Origin of the sequence: Pseudomonas sp. UYEF17, from assembly GCF_040546125.1 — a bacterium.
GTDB lineage: Bacteria > Pseudomonadota > Gammaproteobacteria > Pseudomonadales > Pseudomonadaceae > Aquipseudomonas > Aquipseudomonas putida_Z.
Genome location: NZ_JBEPNE010000011.1, coordinates 59,804 through 72,473, shown reverse-complemented (window position 1 = coordinate 72,473; position 12,670 = coordinate 59,804). Strand labels below are relative to the sequence as shown.

Sequence of the window (12,670 nt, the reverse complement as noted above, 5' to 3'; positions counted from 1 at the left end):
GTATGCGTTCCTGTAGATTCCACTGATCGCGTGCAGTGCCACCGTCTAGCAATCGAGCGGCATGCTTTCTGTTACCCGGCCGATGAATAGCAGCTGTGGCTTCTAACATTCGGCGATCCGGTTGGGAAATTGCACCTGACTTGACCAAGCGCTTGCATCCCACTTGACCACCTGTTTGCATTCGATTTGACCAAGGCATTTGCCTCGGATGTGACCAGCCCACGGTACGTCTTGACCGGCAGCTATCGACCCAGGCTGTGTGAAAACACCTGCGATTGTCTAACCTTCTGATCGTCGAGATCGTGGCGGGGACGATCATGAAGCGGTTCATTGAGGGTGAGGCCCGGACGCAAGTCACGCTGCTGCCGGAGTGCCTGGATGATTACATCACCGAAGAGAACCCTGTTCGGGTGGTTGACGTTTTCGTCGATGAACTCGACCTCGGAGTGCTCGGGTTCGAGGGTGTCGATCCGGCTGCAACGGGTCGTCCGGCCTACCATCCAGCAGTCCTGCTGAAAATCTACATCTATGGCTACCTCAACCGGATTCAGTCCAGCCGCCGGCTTGAGCGCGAGGCAGAGCGCAATGTTGAGCTGATGTGGTTAACGGGCCGGTTGGCTCCTGACTTCAAAACGATTGCCGACTTTCGCAGAGACAACGGCAAAGCCATTCGTAGCGTCTGCCGGCAATTCGTAGTGCTTTGCCGCTACCTCAATCTTTTCTCCCAGTCGATCATTGCCATCGACGGCAGCAAATTCAAAGCCGTAAATAACCGCGACCGCAACTTTACCCAGGGCAAGATCAAGGCGCGCATGCAGCAGATCGAGCAGAGCATTGACCGCTATCTTGCGGCGATGGATTCGGCGGATCGGGCAGCGCCCGAGGCGCCGAGACCAAGGCTGAACGGCTGGCGGAGCCCCTATTGAGGTACGTATCTGGCATCTCAGATGCGTTACATATGCCTTAAATGTTGGTTCTAGTTTTTTCTACAGGTCCTGAATGGCCGTCTTCTATTTCAGAAATATTTTCGAAAAAGGAAGATCCCCGGCAGGCCGAGGCGTGAAGTTGCATTAGAGATTTAGCGATTAGCAAAATACATAGTGACCTCAAAGCCAATGCGCAGGTCAGTGAATGCAGGTTTTGTCCACATAATATGGCTCCTTTTGGAAAAGTGGGGGTATGATCTCACCCCTATCAGTTGGGACTCATATAGATGGGGTCAAATAATCTTACAAGAAGACTGCCCGTCTAACTCTGTCGGTTTTGGAGAAAGTCTTTTGCAAGTAACGCAACAAATCAGGCTCATTGGAACGCTAGAGGTGATCTTGCCCAGTCCCAGTGGACACCCCGTTAAGCGATAAACTGCAACGAGGTGAATCATGGCAAGACAAGCAACCCCAATGAAGCAGACCCGCACCCGCCATTCCCAAGCCTACAAGGACGAAGCGCTGGCTTTGGCCGAGCGCATTGGCGTCAGCAAGGCTGCCGAACAGCTCGGCCTGCATGCTTCCCAGCTCTACGGCTGGCGGAGCAAGAAGCACCAGACTCAGGCCGGCAGCGAGCGCGAGCAGTCGCTGGCCGACGAGAATGCCCGACTCAAGCGGCTGTTGGCCGAGCACGCCGAGGGGCTGGCCATCGTAAAAAAGGCCGCCGCGTACTTTGCCAAGAGCCTCAAGTGAAGTACGCCTTCATGAGGACTCATACCGCGCATTTCTCGATCCAGGCCATGTGTCGCGTGTTGGGCGTTGCCCGCAGCGGTTACTACGCTTGGTGCTCTCGCAGGCCGTCAATGCGCCAGCGGCGAAGAGCCGAACTGGATCGGCAGGTCGCTCAGGCATACAGCGCATGCAAGGGCCGCAGCGGGGCTCCACGGCTGTGCCACGACCTGCGGGAAGCCGGCCTACCCTGCAATCGCAAGACGGTAGCCGCCTCGATGCAACGGCAAGGACTGCGTGCCAAGGCCGCCAAGAAGTTCAAGGCCACGACCAATTCTCAGCACTCCCTGCCAGTGGCAGAGAACTTGCTCAAGCAGGATTTCAAGGCATCTGCGCCAAATCAGAAATGGGTGGGTGACATCACCTACCTGCATACGGAGGAAGGCTGGCTGTATCTGGCAGTGGTCATCGATCTGTATTCACGGATGGTGATCGGCTGGGCCATGAACGAACGCATGACGGCCGACTTGGTTTGCGATGCCTTGCACATGGCGCTGTGGCGACGCAGGCAGCCTAATGACGTGATCGTGCATAGCGACCGCGGCAGCCAGTACTGCTCAGCGGCTTACCAGGAGCTGATCCGCGCCCATCACTTGCGATGCAGCATGAGCGCCAAAGGCAACTGCTACGACAATGCCTGTGCAGAGAGCTTCTTCCACAGCCTGAAGGTCGAGTGCATCCACGGCGAGCGCTTCACGAGCCGCGCCCAGATGCGTGAAACCGTGTTTGAATACGTCGAAACCGATTACAACCGCCAGCGGCGACACAGCACGCTGGGGCACATCAGCCCAGAGGCCTTCGAGGCCAGGATGTGTGCTTAAACCCGTGTCCACGGCTGCTGGGCAAGATCACTAGACTGATTGTTGCTGATTTGCAAACAATCTTTCTCAATCGTGTGGATGTATTTGGGCGGCTGTTTTGGATTATTCTTCTAGTAGCGTTAAGCTATAGGCTACGGGCTTTAATGCAGGGCTTATACCAAGCTTATAGATCTTTCGTGTCAGCAGGCTCACCTGATTTGTTCTACAGCTAGTAGCATTTAATCTGTATCGCTGACGCTTTACACGAGATCTACTGCTGGCGAAAACCTTCCCGAAGCTTTTGTTCGTATCACCTGCTAAAACCAGAAGCCACCCTTTCCTTGGCTCGGTTGCTCGCGCCCTGAGGGAACCGCTATGTACTCACCAATTGAGCTTACACACTATGACGGATGAAAATTGCAGCAACGCTGGGAGGCGCTCGTTAAGCGGTGCCGGGCGAATTCTTTTCTCGCTACTTGTAATGTGTGTAGCGCTGGCATTGATTTATGGCGGTGCCAAGCTTCTGGCCTTGGGCGGTTCAAGTTATTACTTGCTGGCAGGGCTGGCTTACGTCGTGCTGGCTGTACTCGCATTCTTGCGCAAGAAAATCAGTACTGTACTTTCCATTCTGATATTTCTTGCCACTTGCGTCTGGGCCTTCTACGAAGTTGGCCAGTTTAGTTACTGGCAACTGCTGCCTCGCCTGGTTGTTCCAGCCATCATCCTGACCCTGAGCCTGTGGGTCGGAGCTGCGCTACCCGATACCGCGTCGGGTACACGTCGAGCCGCCAATCGCGCCGGGTTTGCTGTGTTCCTGGCCTTGATCGCCACGTTCATCGCCGCCTTCTTCCCGCACGGCGGGATCTCCAACCCGATTGCAGCTGGTAGCCAGGCAATCCCGGATGCAACCGCCGAGGCCCCGGAGAACTGGGAGTTCTTCGGGCGCAACGCTTCGGGAACGCGCTTTGCCCCCTACACACAAATTACCCCAGAAAACGTCAAGGACCTGCAAGTTGCCTGGACCTACCGGACTGGCCGCAGAACCACTGGCCCAGGTGCCGGCGTTGACGAGAACACTCCGTTGCAGATCGGCAACGTGCTCTACTCATGCACCCCGGAAAACCTGATCACCGCGCTTGATGGCGACAGCGGCAAGCCGCTCTGGAAGTTCGATCCGCACGCCAAGAGCGCCGAGCACGTGACCTGTCGAGGTGTGGGCTATTACGACATCGACCGCGACGACAGCCTGAGCGCCGAGGCCAAGGCCTCCCATGCCAGCGAACAGCAATGTCGCCAGCGCATCCTGGTGTCGTCGGTGGATGCCCGCTTGTTTGCCCTGGACGCACACACTGGCAACTTGTGCCCCAACTTTGGCGAGCAAGGTTTCGTTGACCTCAAGAAAGGCATGGGACCAACGGAAGACAGCAAGCGCTACCACCCGACATCGCTGCCTGTCGTCATGGGCCACCTCACGGTGGTGGGCGGTTGGGTACGTGACATCGTGGCCGGCGAGCCTTCCGGTGCCGTACGTGCATTCGATGTGCTGACCGGTGCGCTGGTATGGGCGTGGGATGTCGGCGCGCCTGAAGGCACCGACACCGCAGCAGCTGACCATCAGTTCGCGCTGGAAACACCTAACGTATGGACTGTTCCTACCTACGATAAGGAATTGAACCTGGTCTATCTGCCAACCGGTAACGGCCCGCCTGACTATTGGGGTGGCGATCGTAATCAGGTGAAGGAGAAGTTCGGCACAGCGATTGTCGCGGTCGACGCGTCGACGGGTAAGGCGAAGTGGGTTTACCAGACTGTCCATCATGATGTCTGGGACTACGACCTGCCTTCGCAACCCGTGCTCTACGAAATGAACAATGCGCAAGGTGTGAAGACCCCGGTGCTGATTCAGACCACCAAGACCGGCAATATCTTCGTACTGGACCGTCGTACTGGTCAGCCCGTCACTGAGGTCCAGGAACGCCCCGTTCCCACCTCACCGGCTGCAGAAGGCGAACACCTTTCGCCAACCCAACCGTTCTCGACCGGCATGCCGGTGATTGGTGCGGACCCATTGACCGAGCAATCGATGTGGGGGGTATCCACCTTCGACCAACTCTACTGCCGCATCATGTTCAAGGACTCGGTATACGTCGGCCCGTTCACACCGCCCACCGAGAAGCCGTACATCGAATGGCCAGGGCTGTTGGGTGGCATGAACTGGGGTGGTATTTCCATCGATGAAAACACCGGCATGATGTTCGTCAACGACATGCGCATGCCGTTACGCATGTCGCTGGTAACCCAGGAAAACACCCGCAAGTACAAAGTCTCGACCGATGAAGTGCCTGGTTTCATGGGCACCATTCGCCCGCAGGTTGCAGGTATCTATGGCGGCGTGAAGATCGACATTCTCCAGTCACCGCTGGGCGTGCCATGCAATACCCCACCGTTTGGCAGCATGAGCGCGATCGACCTGAATACCCAGAAGCTGGTATGGCAGGTGCCACTGGGCACGGTTCAGGATACTGGCCCCCTGGGGATCAAGACGCATATGCAGATCCCGCTGGGTATGCCGACGCTGGGTGGCCCGACCTCGACGGCATCCGGCTTGGTGTTCTTCGCAGGCACTCAGGACTACTACCTGCGTGCACTCGACTCGAAAACCGGTAAGGAAGTCTGGAAGGCCCGCTTGCCAGTGGGCGCCGTGGCGGCCCCGCTGATCTACAAGTCGCCCACCACCGGCAAACAGTATGTGGTGATCTCCGCTGGTGGCATGAGCCATTCGCCAGATGTGGGCGACTACATCATCGCGTACGCGCTGCCTGACAGCAGCAAGCCGTAACGCTTCGTTGATGCCCTATGAAAAATCCCCGTTCGCGGGGATTTTTCTTTCCAGTCGGCCCTCTCGCAAGCCTGGGCTGTGCAACGATTTCTCACGCAAGGGAGCCTGCCCACCATGTCATTACCCCTCCGCACCGTGCTGGCCTGCAGCCTGTGCAGCGGCTTGTCCCTGTGTTTCCTGCCCCTGCCTTGCGCACTGGCAGGTACTTCCAGCCTGATGACGCAACCTACGCTCACTGGCAACTGGGGCGGACAGCGCCAGAAGCTGGAGGAGCAAGGTATAAAGCTGACGGGTGACTACACCTCGGAAACCCTTTCCAACCTGAATGGCGGCATCAAGCGCGGCACCCGCTATGCACAACAGATACGTCTGGGCGCGCAGTTTGACTTGAGCAAACTGCTCGACATTCCAGATGCCGGTCGTGTGCAAGTGCTGGTCAATGATCGTCGCGGCCACAGTGCCACCGAGGACCTGATTGGCAACCGCATGTCCGCGCAAGAAATCTATGGGGGCGAGTACACCCGGCTGACGGAGTTGAGTTACCAGCGCAATCTGTTCTCCCCCGACTTGTCCGCCAAGGTTGGCTACATGGTCATGGGCACCGAGTTCGGTGGCATGCCGATCCTGGCCAACTTTGTCAGCGCCGGCTTTTGTGCACACCCGCTGACCATGTCCAGCGGCAGTGGCTGGGGTAACTACCCGACAGCCCACTGGGGTGGCGAGTTGCGGTATGACGTCAACCCGTCGCTGACGCTGCAAACGGCGTTGTTCCAAGTCAACCCGGAGTACAACGCGCGCGTATCCAAAGCCTTCGCCATGCCCGCCAATGGCACGACGGGCGCCATCATGCCACTGGAGGCGATCATCAATAACGGCGCCTTCCTCAACGGCCAGTACAAGGTGGGCTGGTACTACGATACCTCCGATTACCCCAAGATTGGCGGCACCGGTAAAAGCAGCAGTCGTACAGGCGCTTACTTGCTGGTCGACCAGGCGATCTGGCGCGATGAGCAAGACCCGGCGAGTGCCCTACGGTTGTTCGGGCAAGCTGCCACCAGTAACGCTGCGACCTCACCCATGCGTCGCTGGTACTCCGTGGGCCTGGTTAGGCAAAAGCCGTTTGACAGCCGCCCGCAAGACTCCATTTCCTTTGGCTATGGCCGCGCCGTGATCAACCCGCGCGCCCGCGATTTGCAGGAAGCCGCTGCAGCCAGTGCAGAGCAATATGCAATGTTCAGTGGCCTGGATAGCGGGGAGCAAGTGCTGGAGCTGAACTACGGCGCGCAAGTGACCCCCTGGCTACTGCTGCGCCCCGATGTGCAGTACTACATCGAGCCTGGTGCATTCTTTGGTAAGCAAAGAGGAAACGCGCTGGCGGTTGGGTTTCAAATAAAAATGACGCTTTAACGGTTTGCCTTGGCTTGCTTGCTGGTTTGATTTTTAAAGTGATCGTGGAAGGCTTGTTTGTGCGCACTGGGCTTTCGGCGATCAGAGCAGGGGAGTCCCGATAGCAAAATTCGGAGCGTTCCAGGCATCGCCCCCAAGGGTGTCGGGAAGCTCACTACGTTCGAAGGATCGGATGACGAAACGGGAACAATACGGGGAAGATTTGTGCCCTGAAACAGAAATGGCCTACGTCGATTAGACGTAAGCCATTGATTTTTTTGTGGGCCCATATGGACTCGAACCGTGGACCTTTGCCAGTTCACCGACTTCAGCTGGAAGCTCTAAATTCAAATCAAGCATATATTCCTCCGTGATGATGAAAGGGACAGGCAGATAAATTTATCAACATTCTCCCTTGGCGGTGTGTGCTTAACTATCGCTCCTACACCGTCAATGGCGCGCGTAATGCTAGTGGTCAAGTTGGGTGAACAAGCTAATCAAGGCTCCAGCGCTCTAGGCTCGCCCGGATAGCTCGACTAACTCTGGTGGTATGGTTGTCAATTAGGTACCTAAGAGCGTCTATCCGTTCTACTGTCACCGGCTCGTAACGCCCCTCATTCAAAGCCCTGGAAATTTGATTTAAGTTTCTCCCTAAAGCAAGCAGCTGATAATTAGACTCACCTAGCTGATCGATCTCTGACATTGAAAATTGTGGTTCGTGAGTCAAGCCCACACGAATGGCATCTACAATCCAGCGTCTCATAGAGCACCTCTCGGCTTGTGAACGTTGTGCAATAGCAGCTTTCTCTGATTTAGTCAGAAGTATTTCGAAGCGTTGCTTTCGCTCTTTGAATTGCTCGTTTTGTCGATAGATTTTCGGTGTCGTGCTGACATCCGCGTTAGCTAGCTGATGTTCGATTGCCTCTTTAAGCGCAGCCCCTGGTGTTTTACCTCGTACATCACAATAGGCGACCCAGCGCGCCTTTAGATCTGCCCCCAGGTGGACGTTCATAGCTCGGTTGGGCTTTCGCATAACGACCTCTCACACGCTGCAAGGTATCTCTTGAAAACTGTGTGCGCACACTTTACCGGCGATTAGCCTATCCTGCAGTAGTCCTTCGTAGCAATCGAGATTTCGTCATGACGAAGAATTTGGGATGTATGGCACTTTCAGATAGTGCGCCAAAGTGAGATAATAGATATTGCCAAAGTACAGTGCTTTGGTTTAATTGCATGAATGCTGTAATCGTCTCGCTGATGCTTAATGCATTATGGGCGCGGCCCTTAAAAGACGGGGCCTACACCGGGTAAGACTGGCGCATAGTCACCCCAAGAACGGTACATCCGTGCTGGGTGCGATTCCTAAACAGATCGACAGGTCGGACAGACGGCCCAGTGTTCACCATGTCCAATGGAGAGGTGACTATGGGTCTGTTCAAGCGTCTCGCCTACAAAGGCGTCCGGCCATTTAGTTTCGCGACAACGCTCGCGTTGATGCTCGGCTCGCAGCAGGGATACGCGCAAATCCCTGTAACCGTTACTACCCAAGTGACGGATTCCCCCATGACTGTTGCAGAGTTCGCATCTAACACGACTCGCTGGGCACAGCAGGTTCAGCAGATGACATCTCAGATTGATCAGATGAAGCAGCAGTACGGTGCGCTCACAGGGTCGCGTGGACTCGGTCGAGTATTCGATGACCCGCAGCTGCGAGATTATCTGCCACAAGATTGGCAGGCTGTGTATGACGCAGTGAAGCGTGGCGGCTATTTAGGCCTAAATGGTCGTGCTGGTTCGATCTATGCGGATAACAAGGTGTTCGATGCTTGCGGAAGCCTGGTTCAGGATCAGCAGCGCGATGCTTGCCGAGCACAGGCGGTGAAGCCTTCGCAAGATAAAGCGTTTGCGCTGGAAGCCTATGACCAGGCCGAAGCCCGACTACGCCAGATTGACCAGCTCATGGGGCAGATCAATCAAACGCAAGATCCCAAAGGGATCGCAGAGCTGCAAGGTCGCATCGCGGCAGAGCAAGCGATGATCCAGAACGAGCAGACCAAATTGCAGATGTTCCAAATGGTCGCTGAGGCTGAGGGCAAGATCCAGGAGCAGCGACAACGGGAATTGAATGCCCAGGTGCTCGACAAGAGAGGCTACAAGAATCGCGAAGTGCTGAACCTGGGAGGCAACTGAAATGATCTCGTACGCTCATATCCTCCCCTTGGTCGTGTGCTTCTTCATCCTCACTTCCTTACGACGATTCTGGATTTGTATTGGCCGGTTCGGGGCTTTGAAAGAGGTGTCACGACGTGCACCCGAGTTGTTTCAGAGCGATCTCCTGGCAGCGTCGGCCGCGATCATGCCTTTTGTGCTCGCGTTTGCGGATTGGTTGCAGATAGTGCCGCCCCGAGCAACTGGGCCAATCTCGTCAACGCTCGCCGTTTTGATCTCGTTCGCATGTGCACTGGGTTCGTCGCTATTGATTTCGAGGTCTGAATACCGCATCGCGGGTAGTTGGGCAGGGACAAGGGAAAGCGCGTTGAGAACGCTTGCAGCACTCGAGATTATCAACGCTGCTGAGCTGGCCTATTCGCTGAAATTTGCTGGGGAATTCCGCACGGAGGCGGAGCATGTGCTGCCTCGCGAAGTGAATGGGGCGGATCAGAATCGGGAGGGCCGGAAATGACAGCCTATCGTTTCTCAATTGTCGCTTTGTTCCTGCTCACGGGCTGCGGGGCGGATGAATCGGTCCATTCTGTCGATTGGTACAAAGCCCACAGTTCGGAAAGGGATATCCGTATAGCGGAGTGTGAGCGACATGCCGGGACTCTGGCCCTTACGCCGAACTGCGTTAATGCCAAGCAAGCCAGGAATGAGCAGCAGCTTGATCAGCGCGGCTATCGGAAGCGTGAAATGCTGAATCTGGAGGGGCAATGACCATGGAGTCCAATATCTACGAATGGATAGGTGGCTCAGTCGACGCGGTGTTGAATAGCTACGTTCAGCTGATGGCACATAGTGTCATTGATGACTTCTCGGGCTTGTTCGTTGTCGGCGGTGGCCTGTTTTTCATGACCCTGGGCCTTTTGTCGGTCGGTGGGTTCATCGAGCATCCCCTTCCACATCTCTTTAAGCTGATGCTGAAGTGGGTGTTTATCGGCGCACTGGCACTCAATGCTGATACGTACCTTGGTTGGGTGGTGGAAGCGATTCACGGCCTTGAGGCTGGCTTGGCAGATGCATTTTCGCCAAACGGCGACGGTGTAGCTGCGACATCGGTCTATCAGGTGATTGATAGAGCTATGACCGACGGCTTGGATATCTTTTCTGATCTCATTGCTCGTGCAGGGAGGCGTGGGATTACCGAAATAGGCATGATTCTTTATGACGGGGTCATCGCTGGAACGATGCTCTTTGCAACATTCCTGATCACGCTACCCGCTGGAGCGATGATCATTACAGCGAAGGTACTTTTAGCGTTTTTGCTTGGGTGCGGTCCGTTGTTCATTGCAATGCTGCTGTTCGGCCAGATGACCAGCAAGTGGTTCGATCAATGGTTCGCCCAGGTGATGACCTATGTCATTCAGTGTGCTGCTGTCACGTCAGTGCTGACGCTTGGGATGAAATTCTTTTCGGTAATGTTGGCAGATGTGCAGCCCACTGCTGGAAACGGCCCAGCGACCGACATGTTGGAGATCCTCGCGTTGAGCGGGATCGTGCTCTACATGGTTTATCAGGCTTACTCTTTAGGAGGTCAGCTTGCAGGTGGTTTGTCGTCCAGTGCGATCACATTGCGGCAGATGGCGCAGGCGGCGTTGAATCCAGCCAAGGCGGTCTTCAACACAGTTAATCCGATGTCAACGCGCCGTGATCTGCAGTCGGGCATGATGACCACTGCAAGAGGCTTAAATCATGTGATCGCAGGGAACAGCGTTTGGAATCCCGCCTACCGGCAGCACGTCATGCAGAACCTGGGCAAGAACTGGGGTAGGGCGAGAGGAGGGAAAGTCGGCAGTTAAAGGTCTATTGGTGCCGTGGAGCATGCTGCGCGCCCTGGCGGGCTTACCCAAAGGGGCTCTGCCCCTCTGGACTTCCCGCCCTCGCCGGTAGCAGGGGCCGCTGGGAAAGGCATCCAGCAGCCCCCGCATATAGGATTGGAGGTGCGCAGCGTCAAGGGTTCGCTTCGCCGTCATCCTCGCCCGGTCCCGTTTCACGGGCTGCGGCCTCCGGTGACGCCCTTGACACTCGTTGATCTGTTCAGCGCTGAAATTGTCTTGTTTTAGTCACCGACACGAAGGGAAAGCCCGTGAATACTTCGGAGAGCATCATCGTCACGAATGCTGAGCGGGAGCGGCGTCGGAAGGCTGTCGAGTATGCGTGCGTGTCAATCGGGCTTGAGGGCTTTGTATTGAGCGCTGAAGAAAAGCGACGCGCTCAAGCTTTTGTGGACGGGGAGCTCACCTTGGCCGAATTTGTTTCAGCCAGCATTCACGAATAGCTGGAAGCTGGGTCAAGGGCATCACCGCAAGCCGCAGCGGAGCGCAGCCCGGAGGGCGAGCACCGAACGGGTGAGGATGATGGGCGTAGCCGTACCCTTGATGCAGCTGTAAGCGACCAAGCCTAGCGACAGGGGGAGGAACAAGGCGAAGCCGCCGGACCTGCCCCTGCCGCCCGTCCGGCAAGGATAGGACGCGGGATGCAACCGAAGGGGTTGCCCAAGCGGAGCGCGGAGATGAACGGCGAATAATGGCGAGGTTTCACAGCGCTTCGCTCCTACGCTTGTGGCTGCTGATATTTTCTATTCAGAACTGCAGCTATGTGCTTTGGCATGCCGGAGATGTTTGCATCCGCAACCGATCTCGTCTTGATCACCCGCTTCGTTTTGCGGGGCTGGTCTGGCAATGACGAATTCTGCTTATTTGCCATAGCGCGTGCAATCGTGGGCGAGAACTTACCTTCTCTGTAGCGTTTGAGAACTGCTTTGAACCATCTGTTAGGTGCTTTAACTCTGCCCGCTTCCAGATTGCCTGCTAGCTCATCAAGAAGCATCTGAGCGGCTTGTTGGTCCACGTCTATCAACAATGGCTCAATGAGGCTCCGCTCTGTGGCGGCCAGTGTTGGCCATGCGAGCGTATGCTTCGGTGAAGTCTCGCTGGTGTTAGGTTTTGTTCTAGTTTCTTTTATATTGGTATGGTTTGTATTGTTTTCTCTTTTTATTGGTATATCCCCCTGGGGGCCAGGGGATGGTTTCCCGGGCAGTGGCTCACCATGGCATGACCGACCACCCCCTGGTTTTTGGGGGGATGGTTCACTGGGGTTATACGTGACAAAATTCTCCCAGATGATCTTCCCGGATTCATTCTGGAATCGCTCCTGCTTGAAGTAGCCTAGCGCCCGTAGCTCCTTGCTTGTAGCGCTCCATTGCTGCTCGCTGAGGCCGAATTTTCCACGTATGTGGCCGACCCTAAGCTCCCAGCCTTCGTTCTGACCCAGCATCCAAGACAAGATCACGCGCGCACGCCAGCTCAGTCTGCTCTCGGTTAGGACGCTTGCTGGAACAATGCAGTAGGGCGGCTTTTTAACTTTGAAGGTTTGATCCGTGCTCATGGGATTGCACTTCCACGCTCCCCGTCGAGCGACAATACCTCCTTGACCTGGAGGGTGCGGAAATAAACTCGCCGGCCGATCTTGAGCATCGTAGGTTTGAGTCTTTTAGAGATTTCGGTGTTTGAGTAAAGGGCCACTCTGACTCCTTCTGGCGATCGGCCTAATATCGCGGCAATGTCTACGATGCTCATTAGTGGGCCAAAGCGCTCAAGCAAATATTGTTCGGTCGTCATTGTCAATCAACCATAGTTGCTAATAGTTAGGCGTATCTTTGGGTAGTGAAGCGCAGTCGTCAAATGGCTACGCCTCGGTTTTCAACCAAGGCG

Annotated in this window: 11 protein-coding genes and 1 pseudogene; 9 read left to right on the top strand and 3 right to left on the bottom strand. The window is 55.7% G+C overall.

Annotation, left to right across the window (positions count from 1 at the left end):
• Positions 1-317: 317 nt before the first annotated feature.
• Positions 318-899 (top strand): annotated as a pseudogene (locus ABIB24_RS17165) (transposase); the annotation flags it as partial.
• A 179-nt stretch (positions 900-1,078) separates the two neighbouring features.
• On the opposite strand, the gene pqqA reads toward ABIB24_RS17165, so the two are convergent.
• On the bottom strand, positions 1,079-1,150 hold the full coding sequence (pqqA, locus tag ABIB24_RS17160; RefSeq protein WP_003253598.1) for a pyrroloquinoline quinone precursor peptide PqqA: 72 nt from the start codon (positions 1,148-1,150) through the stop codon (positions 1,079-1,081).
• 229 nt (positions 1,151-1,379) lie between these two features.
• On the opposite strand from pqqA, the gene ABIB24_RS17155 reads away from it, so the two are divergent.
• The 3 genes from ABIB24_RS17155 (at position 1,380) to ABIB24_RS17145 (ending at position 6,761) form a co-directional block, all read left to right on the top strand.
• Positions 1,380-2,536 (top strand): IS3 family transposase gene (locus ABIB24_RS17155; protein ID WP_173895541.1). Its coding sequence is split into 2 segments (ribosomal slippage): positions 1,380-1,638 and positions 1,638-2,536, totalling 1,158 coding nucleotides; the frame shifts between segments, so codons are not numbered across the junction.
• A 382-nt stretch (positions 2,537-2,918) separates the two neighbouring features.
• The gene (locus ABIB24_RS17150; protein ID WP_054573694.1) at positions 2,919-5,354 is read left to right on the top strand and encodes a membrane-bound PQQ-dependent dehydrogenase, glucose/quinate/shikimate family; all 2,436 of its coding nucleotides are present in this window, start codon (positions 2,919-2,921) and stop codon (positions 5,352-5,354) included.
• A 114-nt stretch (positions 5,355-5,468) separates the two neighbouring features.
• Positions 5,469-6,761 (top strand): carbohydrate porin, encoded by a 1,293-nt coding sequence (locus ABIB24_RS17145; RefSeq protein ID WP_054573695.1) that lies wholly within the window; start codon positions 5,469-5,471, stop codon positions 6,759-6,761.
• A 472-nt stretch (positions 6,762-7,233) separates the two neighbouring features.
• Here ABIB24_RS17145 and ABIB24_RS17140 read toward each other — a convergent pair whose 3' ends face one another.
• Entirely contained in the window at positions 7,234-7,752 is a 519-nt protein-coding gene (locus ABIB24_RS17140; protein ID WP_354316936.1) for a plasmid mobilization relaxosome protein MobC, read from the bottom strand.
• A gap of 413 nt (positions 7,753-8,165) precedes the next feature.
• On the opposite strand from ABIB24_RS17140, the gene virB5 reads away from it, so the two are divergent.
• The 5 genes from virB5 to ABIB24_RS17115 all read left to right on the top strand — a co-directional run bounded on the left by virB5 (position 8,166) and on the right by ABIB24_RS17115 (position 11,235).
• Positions 8,166-8,930, top strand: coding sequence for a P-type DNA transfer protein VirB5 (gene virB5, locus ABIB24_RS17135; protein WP_054573696.1), 765 nt, complete (start codon positions 8,166-8,168; stop codon positions 8,928-8,930).
• Between the two features lies 1 nt (position 8,931).
• Positions 8,932-9,423: a hypothetical protein gene (locus ABIB24_RS17130; RefSeq protein WP_054573697.1), complete on the top strand. Its 492-nt coding sequence runs from the start codon at positions 8,932-8,934 to the stop codon at positions 9,421-9,423.
• Positions 9,420-9,674 (top strand): EexN family lipoprotein, encoded by a 255-nt coding sequence (locus ABIB24_RS17125; protein WP_054573698.1) that lies wholly within the window; start codon positions 9,420-9,422, stop codon positions 9,672-9,674. Before ABIB24_RS17130 ends, ABIB24_RS17125 begins: the two co-directional genes overlap by 4 nt.
• Complete coding sequence (locus ABIB24_RS17120; RefSeq protein ID WP_239688304.1) at positions 9,671-10,756, top strand: TrbL/VirB6 family protein; 1,086 nt, start codon at positions 9,671-9,673, stop codon at positions 10,754-10,756. The genes ABIB24_RS17125 and ABIB24_RS17120 overlap by 4 nt, the downstream gene beginning before the upstream one ends.
• Positions 10,757-11,043: 287 nt before the next feature.
• Entirely contained in the window at positions 11,044-11,235 is a 192-nt protein-coding gene (locus ABIB24_RS17115; RefSeq protein WP_054573699.1) for an antitoxin VbhA family protein, read from the top strand.
• A 275-nt stretch (positions 11,236-11,510) separates the two neighbouring features.
• Here the strand turns inward: ABIB24_RS17115 and ABIB24_RS17110 are convergent, their stop codons facing one another.
• Entirely contained in the window at positions 11,511-12,344 is an 834-nt protein-coding gene (locus ABIB24_RS17110) for a hypothetical protein (RefSeq protein ID WP_054573700.1), read from the bottom strand.
• Positions 12,345-12,670 lie beyond the last annotated feature (326 nt).

What these genes read in the sequence shown, in the direction of transcription:
- ABIB24_RS17150 (WP_054573694.1), top strand. Translation starts at nt 2,919, where the DNA reads ATGACGGATGAAAATTGCAGCAACGCTGGGAGGCGCTCGTTAAGCGGT.
- ABIB24_RS17145 (WP_054573695.1), top strand. Translation starts at nt 5,469, where the DNA reads ATGTCATTACCCCTCCGCACCGTGCTGGCCTGCAGCCTGTGCAGCGGC.
- ABIB24_RS17140 (WP_354316936.1), bottom strand. Translation starts at nt 7,752, where the DNA reads ATGAACGTCCACCTGGGGGCAGATCTAAAGGCGCGCTGGGTCGCCTAT.
- virB5 (WP_054573696.1), top strand. Translation starts at nt 8,166, where the DNA reads ATGGGTCTGTTCAAGCGTCTCGCCTACAAAGGCGTCCGGCCATTTAGT.
- ABIB24_RS17130 (WP_054573697.1), top strand. Translation starts at nt 8,932, where the DNA reads ATGATCTCGTACGCTCATATCCTCCCCTTGGTCGTGTGCTTCTTCATC.
- ABIB24_RS17125 (WP_054573698.1), top strand. Translation starts at nt 9,420, where the DNA reads ATGACAGCCTATCGTTTCTCAATTGTCGCTTTGTTCCTGCTCACGGGC.
- ABIB24_RS17120 (WP_239688304.1), top strand. Translation starts at nt 9,671, where the DNA reads ATGACCATGGAGTCCAATATCTACGAATGGATAGGTGGCTCAGTCGAC.
- ABIB24_RS17110 (WP_054573700.1), bottom strand. Translation starts at nt 12,344, where the DNA reads ATGAGCACGGATCAAACCTTCAAAGTTAAAAAGCCGCCCTACTGCATT.